Genomic DNA, 24,060 nt, shown 5'->3' with positions numbered 1-24,060 from the left:
CTACTATGCACTCCTCGGTCAGAGGGTGACGTTCTCCCCCGTCGCCTGGTCGAACAGGGCAACCTTCGCCGGATCGAACCACAGCTGCACCGGCCGGCCCTTCGCGACGTCGGACTCGGCGGGCAGCCGCGCGACCATCGAGCCGCCGGCGAGATCGGCGACGCCCACATCGGCTGCCAGATCGTCGAGGTCGCTCGAATGCAGCTCCGGGGACTCGACGGTGAAGTACGCGTACTTGTCCGACCCCATGGATTCGAGCACGTCGATGTCGACCGTGAAGATGGTGCCCTGCTCGCGCTGCGCCGGGTCCAGGAGCGCGGCGTCCTCGAAGTGCTCGGGCCGGATGCCGACGACGACGTCACGTCCCGGATCGTGCTTCTGCACGGCCGCCCACCGCTCGGCCGGCAGCGTGAAGTCCCCGATCGCGGTGCGCACTCTGTCACCGTCGAGCCGGCCGGCGAAGAAGTTCATCGACGGCGAGCCGATGAACCCCGCCACGAACAGGTTCTTCGGCCGGTCGTAGAGCTCCTGCGGGGCACCGATCTGCTGCACCAGCCCGCCGCGGAGGACGACCACGCGGTCCCCGAGCGTCATGGCCTCGGTCTGATCGTGGGTGACGTACACCGTGGTGGTGCCCAGGCGCTTCTGCAGCCGGGCGATCTCGGTGCGCATCTGCACCCGCAGCTTGGCGTCGAGGTTGGACAGCGGCTCGTCCATGAGGAACGCCTTGGGATTGCGCACGATCGCCCGTCCCATCGCCACCCGCTGTCGCTGCCCGCCCGACAGGTTCGACGGCTTGCGGTCGAGGTGGCCGGTCAGGTCGAGGATCTTCGCCGCCTCCTCCACCTTTCGCGCGACCTCGTCCTTGGGGACCTTGGCCAGGGTGAGCGGGAAGGCGATGTTCTCCCGGACGGTCATGTGCGGGTACAGCGCATACGACTGGAACACCATCGCGATGTCGCGGTCCTTCGGCGCCTTCTCGTTGACCCGCTCGCCCCCGATCCGCAACTCGCCGGAGGAGATGTCCTCGAGGCCGGCGATCATGTTCAGCGTCGTCGACTTTCCGCAGCCCGAGGGGCCGACCAGGATGATGAACTCGCCGTCGGCGATCGTCATGTCCACGTCGCTGACCGCTCGCGCCCCGTCGGGGTAGAGCTTGGTCACCTTGTCCAGCACGATTTCAGCCATGTGGGTCATCCCTTCACTGCGCCGGACGTCAGGCCGGCCACGATGCGACGTTGGAAGATCAGCACGAACACGATGATCGGAATGGTGATGACCACCGCGGCCGCCGCGATCGAGCCGGTGGGCTCCTCGAACTGGGAGGCTCCGGTGAAGTTCGCGATTGCCGCGGGCGCGGTGATGGACCGCTCGGTGGACGTCAGCGAGATCGCGAACAACAGGTCGTTCCAGCAGAAGATGAACACCAGGATCGCGGCGGTGACGATGCCCGGCGCCGCGAGCGGCGCCACCACCTTCCGGAAGGCCTGCCCGGGTGTGGCGCCGTCCATCTTGGCGGCCTTCTCGAGTTCCCACGGGATCTCCTTGAAGAACGCCGAGAGCGTGTAGATCGCCAGGGGCAGGGAGAAGGTGATGTACGGGATGATCAGGCCCGCCCAGGTGTCGAACAGCCCGAGTCTGCGGATGATGTCGAACAGCGGGCTGACGAGCGAGATCTGCGGGAACATCGCGATCAGCAGCGCGACACCGACGAGGATCTTCTTGCCCGGGAAGTCGAGCCGGGCGATCGCGTACGCCGCCATGGTGCCGATGACCACCGCGATCACCGTGGCGATCAGTCCGATGCCGATCGAGTTGATCAGTGCGCTGGTGAATGCGTCGGTGCGGAAGATGCCGCGGTAGTTGTCCAGGGTCCATTCCTGGGGGATGAAGCGCCCGTCCTTGATCGTGCCGGCCGGCTTGAACGACAGGCTGGCGATCCACAGCACCGGCACGAGTGCGTACAGCAGTACGAGCAGGTTCACCGCCGACCAGCTCAGTTTGCGCCGCGGGGTTTCGGTCGTCGTCATCACCGCTTCCCTTCCGCATCGGAGCCGGGCGCCGAGGCCCCGAACAGTTTGATGAACATGAACGCGATGATCGCCACGCACAGGAAGATCAGGACGCTGATCGCCGAGCCGATGCCCAGGTTGAATGCTTTGAACAGGTTGTCGTATCCGAGGATCGACACCGAGCCCGTGCCGTTCGACCCGCGCGTGAGGACGTAGATGTTGTCGAAGATGCGGAACGCGTCGAGCGTGCGGAACAGCAGCGCCACCAGGATCGCCGGCTTCATCAGCGGGACGATGATCTTGGTCAGCCGGGTCCACGCACCCGCGCCGTCGACCTGGGACGCGCGCAGCAGGTCGTCCGGGACGAGCGCCAGCCCGGCGAGGAGCAGCAGCGCCATGAACGGGGTGGTCTTCCACACCTCGGCGAGCACGATGATCGCCAGTGACGGAAGTTGTTCGGTCAGTGGGGCGCTGCCCTCGGGGAGCAGATTCGCCAGGTAGCCGGTGCCCGGCGTCCAGGCGTAGTACCAGCTGTAGGCGGCGGCGACGGTGACGATCCCGTACGGGATCAGCACCACGGTGCGGACGGTGCCCTTGCCGACGATGGTGCGGTGCATGATCAGCGCCAGCGCCAGCCCCAGGACGAATTCGATCGCCACCGACACGACGGTGATGCCGGCGGTGACGAAGAAGGCCTGCCACCAGAACGCATCGGTGAGGACCGAGACGTAGTTGGCGAATCCGACGAATTCACGCTCGTCGGGGAAGCGCAGGTCGTACCGCTGCAGGCTCAGCCACACCGCGTACCCCACGGGGTAGGCGGTGACGGCGAGCATCATCAGCGCCGCGGGCGCGACCAGCCACAGCCCGAGTCGGCGTTCGGCCTTCTTCCCTTCGGACAGAACAACTTTCCCGCGCTCGGACGATACGGGCCGGTCGCCCTCGGCCGGTGGGACGGGTCGGGTTGCGGGCGTGGTGGTCACGGGATCAGCCCTTCCGAATTGACCGCCTTGCGGACCTGCTCGGCGAGTTCGTCGACCGTGCGCGGCGGGTCGATCTGGTCGACCGGATTGAGAGTCGCGGTGATGAGCGTCGAAATGCTCTGATACGCAGGCGAAACCGGGCGCACCGCCGCGTTCTCGAGACTCTCGCGCACCTCCCGCCACATCGGGTATGCCTGCTGGAACTCCGGATCGTCGTACAGCGATGCCAGCGTGGGCGGGACACCGCCGTCGACGGCGTTGTTGCGCTGGTTCTCCTCGTTGCGCAGGCACTGCACGGCTTCGAACGCGAGGTCGGGATACCTGGTGGTGCGGGCGACCCCGATATTGAACCCGCCGATCGTGACCTCGGCCGGCTTGCCGGGGACCACCGACGGGTACGGGGCGGGGAGGAAGTTCTGCTCGCCGTTCACCGTCAGGACCGTGTTGCCGGTGTTCTCGGCGGTCACGTTGCCGTTCTCGTCGACGAAGGGCAGAAAGCCCTTCTCGGAGTTCTCGACGATGCCGGGGTAGACGAACGGCCAGTTCACCTGGAACGCGGCCTTGCCGCTCTCCATACCGAGACGCGCAGCGGCCTCGTCGGACTGGTTCAGCGACGGGTCCGCACCGGGCGCGGTCGCCACCCGCTTCATGATGTCCAGAGCCGTCACCGCGGCGTCACCGTCGGCCACGGTGACGGTGGTGCCGTCCTCTGCCACGACCGATCCGCCGGCGCTGGCGAGCAGGGTGTTGAACCACACCATCAGGCCCTCGTACTGGCGGGCCTGCACCCCGATCCAGCTGGGGCGGCCCTCGGCCGCGAGCCCGCTCGCGATGTCGATCATCTCGTCCCACGTCTGCGGTGGCCGCCCGTCGGGCATCAGGTCCTTGCGATACCAGAGCAACTGGGTGTTGGTGTTCAGCGGTGCCGCATAGAGGGTGCCCTGCCACGTGGCGGACTCCAGCGGTCCGGCGAGGGTGCCTTCGGACACCGCGGCCGCGACGTCCGGCGGCAGCGGCAGCGCCCAGCCCGCCTCGGCGAACTCGGCCGTCCACACGACGTCGAGTGTCATCAGGTCGAGGGTCTCGTCCCCGCCGGTGAGCCGCCGCGCGAGCTGCAGCCGCTGGTCGTCGGCGCCCTTGGGCAGGGTGCGCTGCTCGATGGTGTACCGGCCACCGGCGGCGGCGGTGCAGTTCGCCGCCGCGGCCGCGTACTGCTCCGCGCCGTCGGCGGCGGTGTAGAAGCTCAGTACCGTCCCGTCGGACTCGCTGCCGCACGCCGCGACCGACGACAGGGCGAACACCGCCGCGGCGCCCACCAGTACGACCCGCACCGCCCGTCTCCGCACCACAGCCTCCAGCCGTCGTCCTGCGCGACGGTGACTTCCGTCACACTTGGTGCGAACGTAACGCACCGGACGCCGCCGCGCGACTCAACTGCCGCCCGGAACGGAACTGTGATCGAACGGTCTACAACGCGAGCTTGGCGAGCAGGTCCCGTGCCCGTTCCGCGTTGCGCGGCGCGCACAGCACGTCGTAGCGGCCGGCCACCAGCTGCATCGTCGACGAGAAGTCGCGCTGGCCGCGCGTCGCGGCGTACGGGATGGTCGTGGAGATCAGGCCGAAGACGATGCCGCCGACCATGCCGACGAGCAGGGGGCCGAGGAAATCGGTCGAGAAGATCCCGAGCAGCAGCCCGAAGAACAGACCGAGCCAGGCGCCGGAGGCGATGCCGCCGCCGATCACCTTCGCCCACGTCAACCGGCCGGTGACCCGCTCGACCTGCATGAGATCGACACCCACGATGGTGACGTCCTCGACCGGGAAGGACTGGTCCGAGAGATGGTCGACAGCGCGCTGCGCCTCGGCGTAGGTCGTGTACGAACCGACCGGCCAGCCGCTCGGCGGAGTCGGCAGGCCCGGCGTGGCGCGTCCCGGCTGTCCGAGGGGGTTGGTCATCTTCGGCTCCTTCTCGTGACTGCGCGCCCCGATCCGGCGCACCCTGTCCATTCTGCCCGTCTGCGCCTTCGGCGCCGGTGCGTCCTTTGGGCTGCTCCCACCGCCCAAAGGACACACCGGCGGCGCAGCCGCCTACTGCGGCGGCTCGAACGTCGTGGTGCGGGCCATTCCGGCTGCCCGGCCCTTCGCCGAGATCACCAGCGCCATCTTGCGGCTGGCCTCGTCGATCATCTCGTCCCCGAGCATCGCGGCGCCGCGCGCGCCGCCGGCCGCGGAGGTGTGCCACTCGTAGGCGTCGAGGATCATCTCGGCCTTGTCGTAGTCCTCCTGCCGCGGACTGAAGACCTCGTTCGCGGCGTCGATCTGGCTGGGGTGCAGCACCCACTTGCCGTCGAAGCCGAGGGCCGCGGTCCGCTGCGCGGAGCGCCGGAACGCCTCGACGTCGCGGATCTGCAGGTACGGCCCGTCGATCGCCTGCAGCCCGTGGGCCCGGGCCGCCATGAGGATGGTCATGAGGATGTGGTGGTAGGCGTCGCCGCGGTCGTAGCCGTCGGGCTGCTCCCCGACGACGAGGGTGCGCATGTTGATGCTCGCCATGAAGTCGGCCGGGCCGAACACCAGCGTCTGCACGCGCGGGCTGGCGGTGGCGATCGCGTTGATGTTGGTCAGCCCGAGAGCGTCCTCGATCTGCGGCTCGATACCGATGCGTCCGACCTCGAGCCCGTGGGCCTTCTCCACCTGAGTCAGCAGCAGATCGAGCGCCTGCACATGGCTCGCGTCGGGAACCTTCGGCAGCAGGATCGCATCGAGGTGCGCGCCGGCGCCACCCACCACCGTGGCGACGTCGAGATAGGTGGCATCGGTGGTCCAGTCGTTGACCCGCACCACCTTCAGTTGCTCGCCCCACCCGCCCTCGTTCAGCGCCTCGACGATCGTCGTGCGGGCCTGCTCCTTCGCCAGCGGGGAGACGGCGTCCTCGAGATCGAGGAACACCTCGTCGGCAGGCAGGCCCTTGGCCTTGTCGATCATCTTGCGGCTGCTGCCGGGAACGGCGAGCACGGACCTGCGGGGCCTGAAGTCGAACGACATGGGCTGGGCAGACCTCCGTGTTCCGAAATCGACGACCGCACGTTCTAGCCTGACCATCATGGCAGCAGTGAGCAAGGTATTCGCGGCGAGGCTCGCAGGTCTGGTGGTCCTGGGACCCGACGGCGAGTCGATCGGCCGGGTGCGCGACGTCGTGCTCACCATCCGGATCGGGCGGCAGCAGCCCCGGGTGCTCGGTCTGGTCGTCGAACTGCCGACGCGCAAGCGAATATTCGTGCCGATGCTGCGGGTGACGGCGATCGAGCCGGGGGCCGTCACCCTGAACACCGGCAACGTCAGCCTGCGCCGGTTCACGCAGCGACCGACCGAGGTGCTGGCGCTCGCGCAGGTGCTCGATTCGAAGGTCCGGGTCGACGACCCCGAGCTGGGTGAGCTCGCGGGCGTGGACGTGGTCGTCGTCGATCTCGGCATCGAACTGACCCGCACCCGGGACTGGGTGGTCTCGCGCGTGGCCGTGCGGGCCCAGCGCGGCCGGTTGGGCCGGCGGTCCGCGATCCATGTCGTGGACTGGCAGCACGTGCACGGGCTGACCTACAGCAACCTCGGAATGCCCGGCCAGGGTGTCTCGCAGCTGCTGCTGCAGTTCGAGGACATGCGCGCCGCCGACGTCGCGAACGCGCTGCGCGAGCTGCCGGAGAAGCGCCGGCACGAGGTGGCGGTCGCCCTGGACGACGAGCGGCTCGCCGACGTCGTGCAGGAGCTGCCGACCGACGACCAGACCGATCTGCTGATGCACCTCGAGGTGGAACGCGCCGCGGACCTGCTCGAGGCGATGGACCCCGACGACGCCGCCGATCTGCTCGGCGAGCTGCCCGACTCGGACGCCGAGTCGCTGCTGCGCCTGATGGATCCGGAGGATTCCGAGCCGGTGCGGCGGTTGCTCGAGCACTCCCCCGACACCGCCGGCGGCCTCATGACCCCCGAGCCGGTGGTGCTCACCCCGGCGACGACGGTGGCCGAGGCACTGGCCCGGGTGCGCAACCCGGACCTCACCCCGGCGCTGGCGTCCATGGTGTTCGTCGTCCGGCCGCCCACCGCGACCCCGACGGGCAAGTATCTCGGCTGCGTGCACCTGCAGCAGCTGCTCCGGGAGCCGCCGGCCGGCCTGGTGGGCGGGATCGTGGACAACGACCTGCCACGACTGGACCCCGACGATTCGCTCACCGCGGTCACCCGGTACTTCGCGACGTACAACCTGGTGTGCGGGCCCGTGCTGGACGACGAGGGGCACCTGCTCGGTGCCGTGACGGTGGACGACGTGCTCGATCACCTGCTGCCCGAGGACTGGCGCGAAGAGGAGGCCGACGATGAGTGACCGTTCCGCCGTGGCCCGGCAGCGCCTCGACACTCCCCGAACCGGCCGGTTCCGGGTCAACTTCGACGTCGAGGCGGTCGGCCGCGTCAGCGAATCGATCGCCCGGTTCCTCGGCACCGGGCGCTACCTGGCCATCCAGACGGTCGTGGTGATCGTGTGGATCCTGCTCAACGTCTTCGCCGTGACGTTGCAGTGGGATCCGTACCCCTTCATCCTGCTGAACCTCGCGTTCTCCACGCAGGCCGCCTACGCCGCGCCGCTGATCCTGCTCGCCCAGAACCGGCAGGAGAACCGGGACCGGGTGTCACTCGAGGTGGACCGGGCACGCGCCGCCCAGACCAAGGCCGACACCGAGTTCCTCGCGCGGGAGCTGGCGGCGCTGCGGCTGGCGGTCGGCGAGGTGGCCACCCGCGACTACCTCCGGCGCGAGCTCGACGATCTGCGCGCGCTGCTGATCGAACCGGAGGAGGAGGACACGACGTCGACGGCATCCGGCAAAACGCGCCCGGCCCGCCGCTGAGACGTGACGCGCTGTAACGTCCATCACAGCCCGTCGATGGTGTCGGTGGGGTGACTGTCCGCGACGAGTAGGTCTGTGGGGTGATGGCGTGCGCTGGCAGGGTCTGATCGCGGTGCCGGTGGTGCTCGGTGCCGGGTTCGCGGCGGTCGCGTCGTCCCCGGCACCGGTGGCTGCGACGGAGCACAGGGAGCCGGTCGCCGTGACGGCGGCGGACGGCAGCACCGGGGTCGGGGTCCTGCCGGCGGACCCGGCGGCGCCGCGACCCGTACGCGGGGCCGAGGCTCCGGCCGGCGCTCCCGCGGCGGATCTTCCGCCCGAGGTCACGGTCGCACCCGGACAGCCGTCGCCCGTGCTGGCCGGTGAGGGCCCCCTGGCGATCCCGGAGCTGGTGCTCTACGCGTATCGGGCGGCCGAGATGCAGCTTGCGATCGATGAGCCCGAGTGCGCACTGCCGTGGCATCTGCTCGCCGCGATCGGACGGATCACGTCGCAGCACGCGGACTCGGGACGCACCGACGTGCTGGGCACGCTCACGACCGCGCGCGTGGCTCCCGGCACGGGCAGACTCGGGCCGATGCAGCTGCCCCCGGCGGTCTGGTCGCAGTTCTCCGCCGACGGCAACGCGGACGGCACCGCGGATCCCCAGAACGTCTTCGACGCCGGTCTGGCGGCCGGCGCCTGGCTGTGCTCGGACGACGCGCGCCTGGCCGAGGCCGACGCCCGCGCCCGCGCGGCTGCCCGGTTCGATCCGTCGCCGGAGTTCGTCGCCAACGTGCAGGCCTGGTCGGCCGCGTACGAGAAGGGCGCCGCGGTCTCGCCGGGGATCGTCGTCCCGCCCTTGGCGCCGCCGGCCGTTCCGGCCCGGCCGAACACCGTCGACGTCGCGGAGACCGTTCCCGCACCCGTGTCCGGGACCACGACGGCACCCACGCCGGCGCCGGTCCCGGCTCCCGCGGTCGAGCCGGTCCCCGTCCCCGCGCCGGCAGTCGAGGCACCGCCGGCCGCGCCGGCTGTCGAGGCACCGCCGGCTGCGCCGGCTGTCGAGGCACCGCCGGCTGCGCCGGTGCTGCCGCCGCTGCCGTGTCTCGTCCCGGCGCTGTGCCCGGCGCCGCCCGCACCCTGATCGGTCACGCCTCGATCTCGTCGTAACCCCCAGCTCCAGCCGTTTGCCCAGCTCAGCGCGTTACATCACGGTAGGGTAACGGAAACGCATCGCTTCCTGTATGGTCGGTACCGCCATGTAACGAAAGCGTCTCGGGGAAGGCGCCCAGGAGGTATCGAGTGGGTCGGCACAGGAAGCCTTCGGAGTCCAAGCTCCGCCGCAATTCGGTCATCGCCCTCACCGGACTGGTTCCGGTCGGCGTGGTCGCCGCGGCCACCAGCGCCGGGGCGAGCCCCAAGACCCTGTTCGGCGTGCAGGACACCGAAGCGGTGGCCGAGCCCGTGACTGCGGCGACCGAGACCACCTACATCGCCGACGGGATCTCCCGCGACGTCGCCGCCGCGGCCGCCCTCATGACCGCACCGGAGCCTACCGCGGAGCCCGCGGCGGCCCCCGCGCCCGCCCCGGAGCCTGCCCCCGCCGCCCCGGCACCGCTCCAGCCCGGCCCCCTCGGGATTCCCGGCATCAACTTCGCCGCCTACCAGAACGCCGAGCGGATCCTCGCCGCCGAGACCCCCGGCTGCAACATGTACTGGACACTGCTCGCCGGCATCGGCCAGGTCGAGTCCGGCCATGCCAAGGGCGGTAAGGCCGACGACAAGGGCAACCTCCTCGAACCCGTGATCGGTCTGCCCCTCGACGGCAGCCTGCGCGGCCAGGCCGTCATCCGGGACACCGACGGCGGCACCCTGGACGGCGACACCGTCTACGACCGAGCGGTCGGCCCCATGCAGTTCATCCCCTCCACGTGGAAGCTCTACGCCGGCGACGGCAACGGCGACGGCGTCGCCGACCCGCAGAACCTGTACGACTCCACCCTCACCACCGCCAAGTACCTGTGCGACGGCGGCAACAACATGCACGACCTCGCGCAGGCCACCAAGGCCATCCATCGCTACAACAACTCCATGGCGTACGTCGCGAACGTGCTCGCCTGGTCGGCCGCCTATTCGACCGGCGTCACCCCCAGCGCGGCGGACCTGCCGCGCATCCACTGAGCGGGTGCCACCTACGATTGATGCCATGGCAGTCAGCGAGTCCGACGTCCGCAGCGCCCTGGCGCGGGTTCAGGATCCCGAGATCCGTAAGCCGATCACCGAACTCGGCATGGTCAAGAGCATCGAGATCGGCGGCGACGGCAGCGTCGACGTCGGCATCTACCTGACCACCGCCGGCTGTCCGCTGCGCACCGAGATCACCGACCGGGTCACCAAGGCTGTGGCCGACGTCGCCGGTGTCTCCGCGGTCCGCGTCGAACTCGACGTCATGAACGACGAGCAGCGCACCGAGCTGCGCAAGTCGTTGCGCGGCGACTCCACCGAGCCGGTCATCCCGTTCGCCCAGCCCGGCTCGCTCACCCGCGTCTACGCGGTGGCCTCCGGCAAAGGCGGGGTCGGCAAGTCCTCCGTCACGGTCAACCTCGCCGCCGCCATGGCCGCACGGGGCCTGTCCGTGGGTGTGCTGGACGCCGACATCTACGGCCACTCCATTCCGCGCATGCTCGGCACCGACGCCAAGCCCACCCAGGTGGAGCGGATGATCATGCCGCCGATCGCGCACGACGTGAAGATGATCTCCATCGCCCAGTTCACCCAGGGCAACACGCCCGTGGTCTGGCGGGGACCGATGCTGCACCGCGCGCTGCAGCAGTTCCTCGCCGACGTGTTCTGGGGCGATCTGGACGTGCTGCTGCTCGACCTGCCGCCCGGCACGGGCGACGTCGCGATTTCCGTCGCGCAGTTGATCCCCGGCGCCGAGATCCTCGTGGTCACCACTCCGCAGCAGGCGGCCGCCGAAGTCGCCGAGCGGGCCGGCTCCATCGCCCTGCAGACCCGCCAGCGCATCGTCGGCGTCGTGGAGAACATGTCGTGGCTCGAGCTGCCCGACGGCACCCGGATGGACGTGTTCGGCACGGGTGGCGGTCAGGCCGTCTCCGAGCGGCTCACCCGCGCCGTCGGCGCGACCGTCCCGCTGCTGGGTCAGATCCCGCTCGATCCGGCGATCCGCGAGGCCGGCGACGCCGGAACCCCGATCGTTCTCAGTGCCCCCGACTCGCCCGCAGGCACGGCGCTGCGCGAGATCGCCGAGAAGCTCGCCGTGCGTCGCCGCGGCCTGGCCGGCATGTCGCTGGGGATCGACACCACCCGTCACCTCTAGGCGCCTGCGGCGCCGGTGTGTCCTTTGGGCTGTCCTGACCGCCCAAAGGACACACCGGCCGCGCAGCGGCCTAGGTCGCGTCGGAGTCGATGGGGGGCTTTTCTCCCGCTGTCAACGGCGGCGGGACGGGCTTGCTCACCGGCTTGGTGCCGGGCTTGTCGAAGTCGCCGGTGAGTAGGGAGTCGTCGCCGTCCAGCAAGTGCTTGGTGATGACCGCCTTCGGCGTCATGCCACGGAGCTGGTTCAGTTCGGACAGGGGTTGCCGCAGGTCGTCGAACTCGGGGCCGAGCTCCTCCTTCAGCTGCTCCTTCGCGCCGGACGCGTAGTCGCGGACCTGCCGCAGCGACCTGGTCACCCAGGACACCGCACCGGGCAGCCGCTCGGGGCCGAGGACCACGAGCGCCGCGACGAGCAGGACCATGAATTCGCCCCAACCGATATTGCCGAACACCGTTCCAGGGTACGTGGTGACGCGGGGTTCGCAGCCCGGAGGACCCAGGTCACAGCGGATTCCCAGCGAAGCGGCAGCGGACGGTCAGTCGGACATCGGGGTCACCTGCACGTCGACCAGGCGTCCCGCACGTACCAGCTGCACCGTGACCGGCTTGCCGATCTCCTGGGCATGCACGGCGACGACCAGTTCGTCCGCGCTGGTCACCTCGCGGTCCCCGACCTTGACGATGACGTCGCCCTCGACGATGCCCGCCTGCTGCGCAGGGCTGCCCTGCTGCACGTTGGCGACCTCGGCGCCGCTGGCGACGTCGTTGGCCACGCTACGGGTGTTGACGCCGATCTCCGGGTGGCGCATCTCGCCGGTGCGGATCAGTTCCTGGGCGACGGCGGTGACGTCGTCGATCGGGATGGCAAACCCGAGACCGACGGAACCACCCGTCTCGGTCTTGATGGCCGAGTTGATGCCGATGACGCGGCCCTCGGCATCGACGAGCGGGCCGCCGGAGTTGCCGGGGTTGATGGAGGCGTCCGTCTGCACGGCGTCGATCACGGCATCGGTGTCGGTGCCCTGCCCGCCCAGGCGCATCGGGCGGTTGAGTGCGCTGACGATGCCGCGGGTGACGGTCTTGCTCAGTCCGAGCGGGGAACCGACGGCGATCACGTCCTCCCCCACCTGCACGTCCTCCGAACGGCCGAGTTCGGCGACCGTGAGGTTGTCCGCGTCGACCGAGAGCACCGCCAGATCGGTCTTGATGTCCCGGCCGACGATCTCGGCAGGCACCTTCGTGCCGTCGTTGAACGTGACCTGGATCTTGGCGTCCGGTGCCGTGGCGGCCATCGAGACGACGTGGTTGTTGGTGACGATGTATCCGGCGCCGTCGATGACGACACCGGACCCGGTACCGGCCTCCTCGCCGAGGGTCACCTGGATCGAGACCACCGCGGGCAGCACCGCATCGGCGACGCGGGCCACCTGCCCGGACGGCAGGTCGCCGTCCTGATCCACCTGGGCCAGCGTCACGCTACGGCTGGTGAGGGATCCGGTGTCGGACGTGACGAGCGCGACGACGAGGCCGCCGACCATGCCGATGGTCAGCGCGACCGCGGCGAGCGTGGCGAGGGCGCGGGTCTCGATCCGGCCGCCGAAGAGGACCTCCCGCAGCGTGAGCTTCGGGGCGGGCGGCAGCGGCTGCTCGTCGTGGGACTGTGCGGGCGCGCCCAGGCGCACGTTCGTGGCGGGGTCTCGCCACGGGTCCGGCTCGGGACCGTCCGCATCGGCCTCGGCGTCCGGGTCGACGGGGGGCCGTTGCAGGATCTCGGAGGTGTCCGCGGGTCGGCCGAACGCCTCGGCCAGCACCGGATCGGTGGGCGCACCGTGACGGACCGGCGGCTCGGCGGCGCGTTCCTCGGCGGACCGCCCGAACGGGCCGGTCGTGCCGGCCGGACGGCCGAAGACGCGGTTGGCGGCATCGTCGACGGCCGGGCGGTAGACCGGGCGGGGCTGCAGACGGGGCGCATCGGCACGGCAGGACACCTCAGGCGCGGCGGCACCGTCCGTCTCCGGAGAGCCGGCCCGACGCTCGGACTCCCCGGCCCGACGCTCGGACTCTACTGATTCCGCTGTCACGCGTGCCCGTCTCCCCCGTGTCCGTCAGTCACGGTGCCCAGTATCACCGATGGACCCAGTATCACCGATGGACCCAGTATCACCGATGGACCCAGTATCACCGATGGACCCAGTATCACCGATGGACCCAGTATCACCGATGGGCCCGCCGTCACCGAAGCCACCCGTATCACCAGCGACTCGTATCACCGACGGCACTGCCACCGGACGTCCCGGACTGATCACCGCACACGGGTTCGGGCACCGTCAACGGCGCCAGCGGATCGGCCAGCGTCGCGCGGCCGACCCGAACCGGTCGGTCGCCGGCATGCCCTGGAAACCGGACGCGGGCAGGTTCCGATGATGCTGCGGGATGTCGGCGAGAGCGCCCAGGAGAGTACTCGACATCGGGGGCGGAGCCATCCGGGCGGCGTCGCGCAACGCGCGACGGGCCTGCTGCTGTGCCTCGACCTCCGCGGCGCACTCCGGGCACACGGCCAGATGCTCGGCCGCGCGGAGATACGCATTCATCCGCAGTTCGCCGTCCACGTACGCTGCCACAGCCTCACTCGCCAGGTGCTCCGTGGAACCGAACCGGCGGGTCGGGTGTGCCCTCGTCATGAAACCCTCCTGGCGGCTACCCCGCATCGACTCGACCGACTTCGACCTTCCCATGCTCGCGCAGGTGCTCACGCAGCGCCTGCCGTCCGCGATGGATGCGGCTGCGCACCGTGCCGAGCTTGACTCCCAGTGTGGCACCGATTTCCTCGTAGGACAGACCTTCGATGTCACACAGGACCACAGCAGCACGATAGTCCGGCGCCAGCGAGTCCAGCGCGGACTGCAGGTCGGCGCCGAGCCGGGCGTCGTGGTAGATCTGCTCGGGATCGGGGCCCGCGGAGGGCACGCGGTCGTAGTCCTCGGGCAGCGCCTCCATGCGGATGCGGTTGCGGCGCCGGACCATGTCGAGGAAAAGGTTCGTGGTGATGCGGTGCAGCCAGCCCTCGAAGGTGCCCGGCTGGTAGTTCTGCAACGAGCGGAAGACCCGGATGAAGGTGTCCTGGGTGAGATCCTCGGCGTCCTGCGCGTTCCCGGACAAGCGGTAGGCGAGCCGGTACACCCGGTCGCCGTGCTCGCGCACCAGCTCGTCCCACGACGGCATCACCGCACGGTCACCGGTGGCGTCGAACACTGCCGTGCCGGTGAGCTCGACGTCGGCCGTGGGCTCGACGTCGGGGCTGGGGAGCTGGGGGGAATCGGCCATGTGGATCGCTGGATCCTCCTCTTCGGGACCGCGTGATCGCGAGTGTCGGATGTCGGGTGTCGTGGTCCAACACCGTGTACGCCGGGTTTGTTCCCGGGCCCGCGAGCGCCTGTCGGTGCGGTCTGTTGTGGTACCTACACCTTCACGCACGGTGATGTGGTGCCGATATGAGCAACCTGAGCATCGCCTGAGAATCCTGTCGCCGTGCGCGCCTGCCTGCGACCGGACCCCGGCGACGATAACCTCACTGGGGTGCACACGAATGCCGAACGGATACTGGCTCACGTCGAGAACGTCACAGAGGACGACAACCTCGCCACGGCGCGCGAGCGTGCCCTCGATCTCGGGGCCGAGCCGATCCCGGCAGCGGTGGGTGCGGCTCTCGCGATGTTCACCCGCATGCTCGACGCCCGGACGGTCGTCGAGGTGGGCACCGGTGCCGGCGTCAGCGGGCTGTGGTTGCTGCGGGGCCTGCGCGAGGACGGTGTCCTGACCACCATCGACAGCGAGCCCGAACATCAGCGCGCCGCCAAGACCGCGTTCCGGGAGGCCGGGGTCACGGCCTCGCGCACCCGCCTGATCAACGGGCGCGCGCTGGACGTGCTGCCCCGGCTGGCCGACTCCGCGTACGACCTGGTGTTCGTCGACGCCACCCCCGCCGATCACCCGCACTACGTCCGGGAAGGGGTCCGGCTGCTGCGTCCGGGCGGGGCCATCGTGCTGCACCATGCGCTGCTCTGCGGCCGGGTGGCCGATCCGGCCGAACGCGACTCCGTCGTCCTGGCCGTCCGGGAGGCCACCCGGGCGGTGGTGACCGACGAGCGTCTCGCCCCGGTGTTGCTGCCGGTGGGCGACGGGCTGCTCTGCGCCGCCAAACTCTGAGCCCCGGCGCGGGCCCCGGTCGGATTCACACGGTCGGATTCACACGGTCAGATCCACACGCCCTTACCGATGGCGACGACGCCGCCGCTGCTCACGGCGAAGCGTTGCCGGTCGCGTTCGAGGTCGACGCCGATGATCTCGCCGTCGCCGACGACGACGTTCTTGTCGAGGATCGCACGCCGCACGACCGCGCCCTTGCCGATGCGCACCCCCGGCATCAGGACACTGCCCTCCACGGTGGCGCCGTCCTCGATCATGACATTGGAACTGAGCACCGAGTTGCGGACGGTGGCGGCGGACAGGATGCTGCCCGATCCGACGATCGACTCCTGCGCGAGACCACCCTGGACGAACTTCGCCGGCGGCCACATCTCGGAGGCGCCGCGGATGGGCCAGCGCCGGTTGTAGAGGTTGAAGATCGGATGCACCGACACCAGGTCCATGTGCGCGTCGTAGAACGCGTCGAGGGTACCCACGTCGCGCCAGTATCCACGGTCGCGTTCGGTGGCGCCGGGCACGACGTTGTCGTTGAAGTCGTAGACGTGGGCGGCGCCCTGGGCGACGAGGGCGGGGATGATGTCGCCGCCCATGTCGTGGTCGGAGTCCGGGTTCTCCGAGTCCGCCCGCAACGCCTCGACCAGCACCTTGGTGGTGAAGACGTAGTTGCCCATCGAGGCGAAGGTGACGTTGGGATCGTCCGGGGTGCCGGGCGGGTGGGCGGGCTTCTCCAGGAACTGGGTGATGCGCCCCTGCTCGTCGCTGTCGATGCAGCCGAACGCGAACGCCTCGCTGCGCGGCACCCGGATACCGGCGACGGTCACCCCTGCGCCGGACTCGATGTGCTGGCGCACCATCTGCTCCGGGTCCATCCGGTAGACGTGGTCGGCGCCGAACACCACGATGTACTCCGGATCCTCGTCGTAGACGAGGTTGAGCGACTGGAGGATGGCGTCGGCGCTGCCGGTGTACCAGCGCGGGCCGAGCCGCTGCTGCGCCGGTACCGGGGTGATGTACTCGCCGGTGAAACCCGACAGCCGCCAGGTCTGGGAGATGTGCCGGTCCAGCGAGTGCGACTTGTACTGCGTCAGCACGCAGATCCGCAGGAACCCGGCGTTGACCAGGTTGCTGAGCACGAAGTCGATCAGTCGGTAGGCACCGCCGAACGGTACCGCCGGTTTCGCGCGGTCCGCCGTCAGCGGATACAGGCGTTTGCCCTCGCCGCCGGCGAGCACGATTCCAAGCACATGGGGCTGGCTCCTCACACAGTCAACCTATCCGCCACCCCCCGCCACCGCCAGCGAAGAGCCCATCGGTGGCCGGAACGTCACGCGCCGGATAGTTTGATCCGGTGCGGGTGGCAATGATGACGCGGGAGTACCCGCCGGAGGTCTACGGTGGTGCCGGCGTGCACGTCACCGAACTGGTTGCGCAGTTGCGCCGGCTGTGCGAAGTCGACGTGCACTGCATGGGAGCGCCCCGGGAGGGCGTCTTCGTCCACGGCCCCGATCCCGCCCTGGCAGGCGCCAACCCGGCGCTGACGACGCTGTCGGCCGAGCTGCGGATGGCGCACGCCGCCGGCAGCGCCGACGTCGTCCACTCGCACACCTGGTACACCGGCCTGGCGGGGCACCTCGCCGCCGAGCTGTACGACGTGCCGCACGTGCTGACGGCCCATTCGCTCGAACCGCGCAGACCGTGGAAGGCCGAGCAGCTGGGCGGGGGCTACCGCATCTCGTCGTGGTCCGAACGCAACGCGGTCGAGCACGCGGACGCGGTCGTCGCGGTCAGTGCCGGGATGCGACTCGACGTGCTGGACGCGTATCCGTTCGTCGACCCGGCGCGCGTGCATGTCGTGCGCAACGGCATCGACACCGGCGTGTGGCATCCGGGCCCGGCCGAACCGGGAGAGCCGTCCGCGCTGGAGAAGATCGGCGTCGACCCCGATCGGCCGATCGTCGCGTTCGTCGGGCGCATCACGCGCCAGAAGGGTGTCGGGCACCTGATCGCCGCCGCCCACGACGTCGATCCCGGGATCCAGCTGGTGCTGTGCGCCGGGGCCCCGGACACCCCGGAGATCGCCGCCGAAACCGAGCAGGCCGTGGCCGAACTCGAACGCCGGCGCGGCAACGTCTTCTGGGTCCGGGAAATGCTGCCCACCGAGTCCGTCCGCGAAATCCTCTCGGCCGCAAGAGTTTTCGTATGCCCTTCGGTGTACGAACCGCTGGGAATCGTCAATCTCGAGGCGATGGCCTGCGAGACCGCGGTCGTCGCATCGGACGTCGGGGGCATCCCCGAGGTCGTCGAGGACGGGGTCACCGGCCGGCTGGTGCACTACAACTCCTACGAGCCGCGAGCGTACGAGCAGGCGCTGGCGGCGGCGATCGACGAGGTTGCCGGGGACGCAGTGCTCGCTGCCGAGATGGGCCGGGCCGGGCGGGCGCGGGCCATCGCGGAGTTCTCCTGGGCACAGATTGCGCGGCAGACACTCGCGGTCTACCAGGAGGTCGCCGCCACGCGGCACTGAGCAGGAGGTCGCCGCCACGCGGCACTGAGCGCGGGACGGAGGGCCGGATCAGTCCGACCGCCGTGCCCACACGGTGACGGTCACCGAGGCCGTCACCGGGAACGGCTCCGGCAATCCCCCGACCAGTTCGGCCAGCCGTTCGCCGGTCAGGTGGTGCCCCGACGGTCCCATCCCGGCCAGCCGGCCCAGTGCCGGACGGTCGAGTTCCAGGGTGAACTGCACGTCGGCGCGGTCGACCCGCTCGAACCCGCCGGACAACGCCGCCCCGAGCCGCTCGGTCTTGCGTTCGTCCACCTGGACCATCCCCGGCAGCGTCACCAGTTCGCGCAGGTGCGCCGGGGTGGGAGCCGCGACGACGAGCACACCGCCGGGGGCGAGAACGCGATGCGTCTCGGCGGCGTTGCGGGGCGCGAAGACGGACAGCACGTGGGTGAGGACGCCGCTGCGGATCGGTAGTTGCCGCCACACGTCGGCAAGCACGGCCCCGACGCGGGGGTGGCTGCGGGCGATGCGCCGGACCGCGGGTTTGGACACGTCGAGCCCGACGCCGCGGCTGTCCGGCAGCGCGTCGAGCACCGCTGCGAGGTATCCTCCGGTGCCCGCACCCACTTCGAGAACGCGGGCACCGTCGTCGCCGGCGGGGTGCTCGGCACAGGCCCGGGCGACGGCGCCGAGCAGCGGATCGAAGTGTCCGGCGTCGAGGAAGTCCGCGCGCGCGGCGATCATCTCGGCGGTGTCGCCGGTGAACCGCGTCGCGGCCCCGGTCAGGAGGCTGACATAGCCCTGTCGCGCGACGTCGAAGCTGTGCCCGGCCTCGCACAGCAGGACGCCCTCGTCGAGGTCGAGCCCACGCTCGCACTGGGGGCAGGCGAGCAGGTCGGTCACCGCATCGAGCACGGGCAGTCCTTCCGAGAAACACAGAGCACCGGAGTACGAACAGCAACGGGCCCCGCGCACCGTGGCGCGCGGGGCCCGGGGAACCGGCGAATCGTCGCCGGCTGCCGACACCTAGCTGGTGACGCCCTTGAGCTCTTCGCCGAGCGCTGCAGCTTCCTCCGGCGTGAGTTCGACGACCAGACGTCCGCCACCCTCGAGTGGAACCCTCATGACGATTCCTCGTCCCTCTTTGGTTGCTTCGAGGGGACCGTCCCCGGTCCGGGGCTTCATGGCCGCCATCCTCTGCTCCCTCCAAATCTGCGCTCGACTCTTGCGCGCGTGGGTTACCGTGGGGGCCTCGCCGGAAATCGACGAGGCTCGCGACATCATTCTTCCCTATCCGGCCGACCGCCGGGTAGCTGACTCCGCCCTAATGTCGCCGGAACCTGATCGAACGTCCGTATCGACCCAGCACTCGGCGAGATGGTCGTCGACCATCCCGGTGGCCTGCATGAGCGCATACGCCGTGGTAGGACCGACGAACGCGAAGCCGCGCCGCTTCAGTTCCCGGGCCATCGCCGTGGACTCCGGGGTCACCGCCGGTACCTCCGCCACCGAGCGGAGACGCCGGGCGCGCCGCGCCGGCGCGAACGACCACAGCAACGTGTCGAGGTCCGTCTCCCGCAGGTCGAGCACCGCCCGGGCGTTGCCGATCACCGCCTCGATCTTGCGCCGGTTCCGGACGATGCCGGCGTCGCCGAGCAGGCGGTCGACGTCCGCGGCGGTGTAGCCGGCGACCACGTCGACGTCGAAACCCGCGAACGCCGATCGGAATGCCTCCCGCTTCCGCAGGATCGTCAGCCACGACAACCCCGACTGGAACGCCTCGAGGGCCAGGCGCTCGAACAACTCGTCGCGCCCGTGCAACTCGCGGCCCCACTCCTCGTCGTGGTAGTCCCGGTACAGCGTGGACCCCGGCGGATCCACCGCCCACGGGCACCGCACCCGATCCTCACCCATCGTCACTCCCCCCTGTCCGACGGTCCGGCGCGGCCTCCGCCGCGACGGATGCCCCGGTCCGGCCGCTGTCCGCCTCGTCGCCGCCCGGAGTGACCCCACCGGTGTTGTCGTATTCGGTGTTCTCGTACTCGGTGTTCTCGAACTCGGTGTTGTCGTATCCGGTGTTCTCGTACTCGGCGAGCCGGGCCCGCAGATCGTCGATCTCGTGCGCGAGCCGGTCGAGCGCCCAGTCCACCTCGGCGGTCTTGTAGCCCCGCAGCACCTGCTGGAAACGCAGCTCGCGGACGTCCGCGCCGGTCACGTCGGTGACCGGAAGCGCCGTCGCCGTGGCGCCCGGCGGGATCGGCGCCAGGGTCTCCCCCCGACCGAACACCGCGCTCGCCACGAGGAACAGCACCGCGCCGACGACCACCACGACGAGCAGGTAGAGCAGAACCGTCAGCATGTACCGATCTTGGCACGGCCCCCCGACACGACGGGGTGTCAGGTGACGGTGACGACCGGGGGCCGGTCCACCAGGCTGACCTCCGTGGTGACGGGGACGAACCCGTCGCCGTCCACCAGGAACTGGGTCAGGCCCGCTCCCGAGTCGGGGATCCCGCAACGGGCCAGCATGGTGCCGACGATCTGCCGGCTCATCACCCCCAGCTCCCCCAGCGGCCGGTTCCGATGCTTGCGCACACCGAGGTTGACCTGGGCGATCGCGTCGATGCCGAGCCGGTCGTAGGTGTCGAGCAGCAGCCCGATCTCGACGCCGTACCCGGGCGCGAACGGCACCGCCGACAGCAGTTCCCGGGTCCCGGCGTACTCACCGCCCAGGGGCTGCAGCACGCATGTCAGCTCCGGTCGCAGCGCCGCGAGCAGGGGCCGCGCCACCAGTTCGGTGACCCGTCCGCCGCCGTTGGCCTCCTCGGCGCCGCTGACCCGGAGCGGGCGACGGTAATAGCCCTTGACCAGGTGGATGCCGTCGCCGGTGAGCAGTGGCCCGAGCAGCTTCGGGACGAACGCCGGGTCGGGCTCGAGCAGATCCGAATCGACGAACGCGATGAGGTCACCGGTGGTGGCCGCGACGGACCGCCACAGCACCTCGCCCTTGCCGGGCGCCGGGGCGAGGCCCGGGACCGCCTCCTCCCGCGAGAGCACCCGCGCACCGGCACTGCGGGCTCGCTCCGCCGTGCGGTCGGTGGACCCCGAGTCCAGAACGATCAGCTCGTCCACCAACCCGCCGAGGAGCGGATGGATGGTGTCCACCACCCCCGCGACGGTCGCCTCCTCGTCGAGCGCCGGCAGCACCACCGATACGGTCCGGCCGCGTTTGGCGCGTTCCAGTTCGGAAATGCTCCAGCCGGGCTCGTCCCAGCTGTTCGCCTCGGCCCAGGGCCGGGTGAACGCCCCGGCCGACGGCCCTGTCACCGCCGTACTCATGCCAGCCCCCTGACGGTGCGCGCCGGGGGCCGGGTTCCGGCGACGGCCGCCACCATGTCCACCACGCGCCGGGTCGCCGCCACCTCGTGCACCCGGAACATCCGCGCGCCTGCTGCGGCCGCAAGTGCTGTCGCTGCCAATGTGCCCTCCAACCGGTCGGCGAGTTCCACCCCCAGAGTCTCCCCGATGAAGTCCTTGTTGCTCAGCGCCATGAGCACCGGCCACCCGGTATTTACGAGAACGTCCACGTGCCGCAACAACTCGAGGCCGTGGAAGGTGTTCTTGCCGAAATCGTGCGTCGGATCGATGAGGATGGAGTCGCCGGGCACTCCGGCCTTCGCGGCCCGCTCGGCCGCGGCGACGATCTCCCGGGTCACCTCGGCGACGACGTCGGTGTAGCGCACGCGGTGCGGCCGGGTGCGCGGGACCGCACCCCCGGTGTGCGAGCAGACGATGCCCGCGCCGAGTTCGGCGGCGACGGACACCAGTTCCGGGTCGGCACCCGCCCACGTGTCGTTGATCAGATCCGCGCCCTCGGCGAGCGCGCGTCGCGCGACGTCGCTGCGCCAGGTGTCGACGCTGACGAGCAGCCGGGGGTGCCGGGCCCGGATCGCCGCGACGAACGGCACCACCCGTCGCGTCTCCTCTGCTGCGTCGACCACCTCACCGGGGCCGGCCTTCACGCCGCCGATGTCGACGAGGTCCGCACCCTCGGCCACGGCCCGGTCCACGGCGGCCATCGCGGCCTCGTCGGTGAAGGTCGCACCCCGGTCGTAGAAGGAGTCCGGGGTGCGGTTGACGATTGCCATCACCAGGGCCCGGTCGGTGGCGACCGGGCGGCCGCAGAGGGTCGGCGAGACGGTGACGGAAGCGGTCATGGATCCATCCTGGCATGCACGCCGGGCGGCCGAATCCGAGCGGTGAACCGGAATCCGCCCTCCGCACGGCGTGGGCGGATTCCGGACGCCCGCGCGAATCGCAGGTGCGGCGACGGAACTCAGCCCGCCGGCAGCTCGCCACCGGCGACGGACTCGACGTAGCCGTCGTATGCGGGCCGGTAGCCCTCGTCCGGTCCGGTGAGCACGTACACCGGATCCTCACCGGTGTCGGTGTAGCCCTGCTTGCGCAGGTCCACCTTGCGGCTCTTGAACGTCGAGGTGTGCTCGAGTTCGTCGACGATCCGGACGAACAGCGGCACCGCGTACGACGGCAGCGCCCGGTACAGCTGCGCCGCGACCGCGGCCCCGTCGAACTCGGCGCCCTCGTGGAGCGTGACCGCGGCCATCCCGGCCCGGCCGTCGGTGCCGGGGATCTCGACCCCGTAGACCACCGCCTGCGAGATCGACTCGCTCGCCGACACGGCCGCCTCGACCTCCGTGGTGGCGACGTTCTCGCCCTTCCACCGGAAGGTGTCACCGAGACGGTCGACGAACGCGACGTGCATGAAGCCCTGACTGCGGACGAGATCGCCGGTGTCGAACCAGGTGTCGCCGTCCTCGAAGCCGTCGCGGACCAGCTTGGACTCGCTCGCGTCCGGATCGGTGTAACCGTCGAACGGGGCGCGGTCGGTGACCTTCGCCAGCAGCAGGCCCACCTCGCCGCGCCCGACCCGGCGCAGCCGGCCGTCCGGTCCCCGCAGCGCCTTGCCGGTCTCGTGGTCGTAGTCGACCACGGCATACGGCAGTGGGCAGATTCCCGCGGTGCGCGGCTGGTTCAGGGCGTTGACGAACGCGATGTTGCACTCGCTCGCACCGTAGAACTCGGCGACGCGGGCGATGCCGAACCGCTCGGTGAACTCGGTCCAGATCTCGGCGCGCAGTCCGTTGCCGACCATCAACCGGATGCCGTGATCGCGGTCGTCGGGCGACGGCGGCTGGTTCAGCAGGTAGCGACAGATCTCGCCGATGTAGACGAACGCCGTCGCGTCGTTGCGTTTCGCGTCGGCCCAGAAGCCGGTGGCGGAGAACTTGCGGCCGAGCGCGAACGTGGCCCCGGCTGCGAGCACCGACGACAGCGACACGGTGAGCGCGTTGTTGTGGTACAGCGGCAGGCAGCAGTACAGGGTGTCGTCGCGGCGCAGCCGGACACCGAGGCTGCCCAGGCCGGACATGGACTTCAGCCAGCGGTAGTGGGTCATCCGGCTGGCCTTGGGCATGCCCGTGGTGCCCGAGGTGAAGATGAAGAAGGCGGTCTCCTTCGCCTGCAGGCGCTCGGTGACGGCGGGGTTCGCGGAGTCGGCGGCGACGGCGAGGTCGTCGAGTTCGCCGACGCGCAGCACCTTTCCGGCCGGTGGCGGCCCGTCGAGGGATTCCAGGGCCTCCTCGCACTCCTCGCCGACCACGAGGACCCGGCTGTCGAGCAGGTCGAGGCTGTGCGCGAGGACCTCCCCGCGCTGATGGTGATTGAGCATGCCGGCCGCGGCACCGAGCTTGACCGTGGCGAGCGCGACGAGCAACGCCTCCGGGCGGTTCTTCATCAACACGGCGACGACGTCGCCAGTGCGCACACCCTGCGCGGTGAGGACGGCCGCGTAGCGGTTGACCTGCGCATTGGCGTCGCCGTAGCTGAGGGCGTCGCCCTCGAAGCGCAGGAACGGCCGGTCCGGGTTCCGCTCGGCCAGGCGTTGGAACACCGACCCGATCGACTCGCGCGCCTCCGGACGCCGGGTCAGGCCCGCCGCGCCGCGCAGCAGGCTCGGTACGTCGGGCAGCATTCGCGGAAGCTGGGTGGCGAGACCCACCAGGGAGATGGTCGAACCGGACTCGGGCATGGCATCCTTCGTGGCGGTGGACAACAAC

At 70.2% G+C, this 24,060-nt stretch carries 25 protein-coding genes; 7 read left to right on the top strand and 18 right to left on the bottom strand.

Going from position 1 to position 24,060, the window contains the following annotated elements; all coding sequences use genetic code 11:
- Positions 1–18: 18 nt before the first annotated feature.
- The 6 genes from ACWPQI_RS07280 to ACWPQI_RS07255 all read right to left on the bottom strand — a co-directional run bounded on the left by ACWPQI_RS07280 (position 19) and on the right by ACWPQI_RS07255 (position 6,040).
- On the bottom strand, positions 19–1,188 hold the full coding sequence (locus ACWPQI_RS07280) for an ABC transporter ATP-binding protein (protein WP_010592436.1): 1,170 nt from the start codon (positions 1,186–1,188) through the stop codon (positions 19–21).
- 5 nt (positions 1,189–1,193) lie between these two features.
- Positions 1,194–2,030 carry a carbohydrate ABC transporter permease gene (locus tag ACWPQI_RS07275; protein ID WP_010592437.1) on the bottom strand — a complete coding sequence of 279 codons (837 nt, stop codon included), beginning with the start codon at positions 2,028–2,030 and terminating at the stop codon, positions 1,194–1,196.
- Entirely contained in the window at positions 2,030–2,914 is an 885-nt protein-coding gene (locus ACWPQI_RS07270; protein ID WP_174557540.1) for a carbohydrate ABC transporter permease, read from the bottom strand. The genes ACWPQI_RS07275 and ACWPQI_RS07270 overlap by 1 nt, the downstream gene beginning before the upstream one ends.
- Positions 2,915–2,991: 77 nt before the next feature.
- The gene (locus tag ACWPQI_RS07265; protein ID WP_010592439.1) at positions 2,992–4,326 is read right to left on the bottom strand and encodes an ABC transporter substrate-binding protein; all 1,335 of its coding nucleotides are present in this window, start codon (positions 4,324–4,326) and stop codon (positions 2,992–2,994) included.
- 136 nt (positions 4,327–4,462) lie between these two features.
- Positions 4,463–4,951 (bottom strand): YflT domain-containing protein, encoded by a 489-nt coding sequence (locus ACWPQI_RS07260; RefSeq protein WP_003936099.1) that lies wholly within the window; start codon positions 4,949–4,951, stop codon positions 4,463–4,465.
- A gap of 132 nt (positions 4,952–5,083) precedes the next feature.
- The gene (locus tag ACWPQI_RS07255; protein ID WP_010592440.1) at positions 5,084–6,040 is read right to left on the bottom strand and encodes an HpcH/HpaI aldolase/citrate lyase family protein; all 957 of its coding nucleotides are present in this window, start codon (positions 6,038–6,040) and stop codon (positions 5,084–5,086) included.
- Between the two features lie 58 nt (positions 6,041–6,098).
- Here ACWPQI_RS07255 and ACWPQI_RS07250 point away from each other — a divergent pair, with 58 nt between their 5' ends.
- The 5 genes from ACWPQI_RS07250 (at position 6,099) to ACWPQI_RS07230 (ending at position 11,212) form a co-directional block, all read left to right on the top strand.
- Positions 6,099–7,373 carry a magnesium transporter MgtE N-terminal domain-containing protein gene (locus ACWPQI_RS07250; RefSeq protein WP_026138051.1) on the top strand — a complete coding sequence of 425 codons (1,275 nt, stop codon included), beginning with the start codon at positions 6,099–6,101 and terminating at the stop codon, positions 7,371–7,373.
- Entirely contained in the window at positions 7,366–7,893 is a 528-nt protein-coding gene (locus ACWPQI_RS07245; protein ID WP_010592442.1) for a DUF1003 domain-containing protein, read from the top strand. Before ACWPQI_RS07250 ends, ACWPQI_RS07245 begins: the two co-directional genes overlap by 8 nt.
- Before the next feature lie 88 nt (positions 7,894–7,981).
- Positions 7,982–9,016 (top strand): lysozyme family protein, encoded by a 1,035-nt coding sequence (locus ACWPQI_RS07240; protein ID WP_040275501.1) that lies wholly within the window; start codon positions 7,982–7,984, stop codon positions 9,014–9,016.
- Positions 9,017–9,174: 158 nt separating this feature from the next.
- Complete coding sequence (locus ACWPQI_RS07235) at positions 9,175–10,053, top strand: lytic transglycosylase domain-containing protein (RefSeq protein WP_010592444.1); 879 nt, start codon at positions 9,175–9,177, stop codon at positions 10,051–10,053.
- A 25-nt stretch (positions 10,054–10,078) separates the two neighbouring features.
- Entirely contained in the window at positions 10,079–11,212 is a 1,134-nt protein-coding gene (locus tag ACWPQI_RS07230; RefSeq protein ID WP_003936093.1) for an Mrp/NBP35 family ATP-binding protein, read from the top strand.
- A gap of 70 nt (positions 11,213–11,282) precedes the next feature.
- On the opposite strand, the gene tatB is transcribed toward ACWPQI_RS07230, so the two are convergent.
- The 4 genes from tatB to sigE all read right to left on the bottom strand — a co-directional run bounded on the left by tatB (position 11,283) and on the right by sigE (position 14,535).
- Positions 11,283–11,663, bottom strand: coding sequence for a Sec-independent protein translocase protein TatB (gene tatB / locus ACWPQI_RS07225; protein WP_010592445.1), 381 nt, complete (start codon positions 11,661–11,663; stop codon positions 11,283–11,285).
- Between the two features lie 84 nt (positions 11,664–11,747).
- Positions 11,748–13,199, bottom strand: a complete 1,452-nt coding sequence (locus tag ACWPQI_RS07220) for a S1C family serine protease (RefSeq protein ID WP_040275500.1) — start codon at positions 13,197–13,199, stop codon at positions 11,748–11,750.
- A gap of 339 nt (positions 13,200–13,538) precedes the next feature.
- Positions 13,539–13,892 carry a zf-HC2 domain-containing protein gene (locus ACWPQI_RS07215; protein ID WP_010592447.1) on the bottom strand — a complete coding sequence of 118 codons (354 nt, stop codon included), beginning with the start codon at positions 13,890–13,892 and terminating at the stop codon, positions 13,539–13,541.
- 16 nt (positions 13,893–13,908) lie between these two features.
- On the bottom strand, positions 13,909–14,535 hold the full coding sequence (gene sigE, locus ACWPQI_RS07210) for an RNA polymerase sigma factor SigE (RefSeq protein WP_010592448.1): 627 nt from the start codon (positions 14,533–14,535) through the stop codon (positions 13,909–13,911).
- 252 nt (positions 14,536–14,787) lie between these two features.
- Here sigE and ACWPQI_RS07205 point away from each other — a divergent pair, with 252 nt between their 5' ends.
- On the top strand, positions 14,788–15,417 hold the full coding sequence (locus ACWPQI_RS07205; RefSeq protein ID WP_010592449.1) for an O-methyltransferase: 630 nt from the start codon (positions 14,788–14,790) through the stop codon (positions 15,415–15,417).
- Between the two features lie 47 nt (positions 15,418–15,464).
- On the opposite strand, the gene glgC is transcribed toward ACWPQI_RS07205, so the two are convergent.
- Positions 15,465–16,679: a glucose-1-phosphate adenylyltransferase gene (gene glgC, locus ACWPQI_RS07200; RefSeq protein ID WP_003936087.1), complete on the bottom strand. Its 1,215-nt coding sequence runs from the start codon at positions 16,677–16,679 to the stop codon at positions 15,465–15,467.
- An 86-nt stretch (positions 16,680–16,765) separates the two neighbouring features.
- Between glgC and glgA the strand changes: the two genes are divergently transcribed.
- A complete protein-coding gene (gene glgA / locus ACWPQI_RS07195; RefSeq protein WP_072786282.1) occupies positions 16,766–17,941 on the top strand; it encodes a glycogen synthase in 1,176 nt (391 codons plus the stop codon).
- A gap of 48 nt (positions 17,942–17,989) precedes the next feature.
- On the opposite strand, the gene ACWPQI_RS07190 is transcribed toward glgA, so the two are convergent.
- The 7 genes from ACWPQI_RS07190 to ACWPQI_RS07160 all read right to left on the bottom strand — a co-directional run bounded on the left by ACWPQI_RS07190 (position 17,990) and on the right by ACWPQI_RS07160 (position 24,032).
- Positions 17,990–18,838 (bottom strand): putative RNA methyltransferase, encoded by an 849-nt coding sequence (locus ACWPQI_RS07190; RefSeq protein WP_102030844.1) that lies wholly within the window; start codon positions 18,836–18,838, stop codon positions 17,990–17,992.
- 111 nt (positions 18,839–18,949) lie between these two features.
- Positions 18,950–19,117 (bottom strand): DUF3117 domain-containing protein, encoded by a 168-nt coding sequence (locus tag ACWPQI_RS07185; protein ID WP_003936084.1) that lies wholly within the window; start codon positions 19,115–19,117, stop codon positions 18,950–18,952.
- A 96-nt stretch (positions 19,118–19,213) separates the two neighbouring features.
- Entirely contained in the window at positions 19,214–19,837 is a 624-nt protein-coding gene (locus tag ACWPQI_RS07180; RefSeq protein WP_010592453.1) for a DNA-3-methyladenine glycosylase I, read from the bottom strand.
- Positions 19,830–20,282 carry a DivIVA domain-containing protein gene (locus ACWPQI_RS07175; RefSeq protein ID WP_010592454.1) on the bottom strand — a complete coding sequence of 151 codons (453 nt, stop codon included), beginning with the start codon at positions 20,280–20,282 and terminating at the stop codon, positions 19,830–19,832. The genes ACWPQI_RS07180 and ACWPQI_RS07175 overlap by 8 nt, the downstream gene beginning before the upstream one ends.
- 38 nt (positions 20,283–20,320) lie before the next feature.
- The gene (locus ACWPQI_RS07170; protein WP_474738708.1) at positions 20,321–21,262 is read right to left on the bottom strand and encodes a glucosyl-3-phosphoglycerate synthase; all 942 of its coding nucleotides are present in this window, start codon (positions 21,260–21,262) and stop codon (positions 20,321–20,323) included.
- The gene (folP, locus tag ACWPQI_RS07165; RefSeq protein WP_010592456.1) at positions 21,259–22,140 is read right to left on the bottom strand and encodes a dihydropteroate synthase; all 882 of its coding nucleotides are present in this window, start codon (positions 22,138–22,140) and stop codon (positions 21,259–21,261) included. The genes ACWPQI_RS07170 and folP overlap by 4 nt, the downstream gene beginning before the upstream one ends.
- A 119-nt stretch (positions 22,141–22,259) precedes the next feature.
- On the bottom strand, positions 22,260–24,032 hold the full coding sequence (locus ACWPQI_RS07160) for a long-chain-acyl-CoA synthetase (RefSeq protein WP_010592457.1): 1,773 nt from the start codon (positions 24,030–24,032) through the stop codon (positions 22,260–22,262).
- Positions 24,033–24,060: the final 28 nt, after the last annotated feature.

This window comes from Rhodococcus sp. LMD, from assembly GCF_056108245.1.
Note: the sequence above shows the minus strand (reverse complement) of the source record. Positions and strands in the feature narration are given on the sequence as shown.

Coding starts and splice junctions, on each gene's coding strand:
- ACWPQI_RS07280 (WP_010592436.1), bottom strand. CDS start 1,188: ATGGCTGAAATCGTGCTGGACAAGGTGACCAAGCTCTACCCCGACGGG.
- ACWPQI_RS07275 (WP_010592437.1), bottom strand. CDS start 2,030: ATGACGACGACCGAAACCCCGCGGCGCAAACTGAGCTGGTCGGCGGTG.
- ACWPQI_RS07260 (WP_003936099.1), bottom strand. CDS start 4,951: ATGACCAACCCCCTCGGACAGCCGGGACGCGCCACGCCGGGCCTGCCG.
- ACWPQI_RS07255 (WP_010592440.1), bottom strand. CDS start 6,040: ATGTCGTTCGACTTCAGGCCCCGCAGGTCCGTGCTCGCCGTTCCCGGC.
- ACWPQI_RS07250 (WP_026138051.1), top strand. CDS start 6,099: ATGGCAGCAGTGAGCAAGGTATTCGCGGCGAGGCTCGCAGGTCTGGTG.
- ACWPQI_RS07245 (WP_010592442.1), top strand. CDS start 7,366: ATGAGTGACCGTTCCGCCGTGGCCCGGCAGCGCCTCGACACTCCCCGA.
- ACWPQI_RS07230 (WP_003936093.1), top strand. CDS start 10,079: ATGGCAGTCAGCGAGTCCGACGTCCGCAGCGCCCTGGCGCGGGTTCAG.
- ACWPQI_RS07215 (WP_010592447.1), bottom strand. CDS start 13,892: ATGACGAGGGCACACCCGACCCGCCGGTTCGGTTCCACGGAGCACCTG.
- sigE (WP_010592448.1), bottom strand. CDS start 14,535: ATGGCCGATTCCCCCCAGCTCCCCAGCCCCGACGTCGAGCCCACGGCC.
- ACWPQI_RS07185 (WP_003936084.1), bottom strand. CDS start 19,117: ATGGCGGCCATGAAGCCCCGGACCGGGGACGGTCCCCTCGAAGCAACC.
- ACWPQI_RS07180 (WP_010592453.1), bottom strand. CDS start 19,837: ATGGGTGAGGATCGGGTGCGGTGCCCGTGGGCGGTGGATCCGCCGGGG.
- ACWPQI_RS07175 (WP_010592454.1), bottom strand. CDS start 20,282: ATGCTGACGGTTCTGCTCTACCTGCTCGTCGTGGTGGTCGTCGGCGCG.
- ACWPQI_RS07170 (WP_474738708.1), bottom strand. CDS start 21,262: ATGAGTACGGCGGTGACAGGGCCGTCGGCCGGGGCGTTCACCCGGCCC.
- folP (WP_010592456.1), bottom strand. CDS start 22,140: ATGACCGCTTCCGTCACCGTCTCGCCGACCCTCTGCGGCCGCCCGGTC.
- ACWPQI_RS07160 (WP_010592457.1), bottom strand. CDS start 24,032: ATGCCCGAGTCCGGTTCGACCATCTCCCTGGTGGGTCTCGCCACCCAG.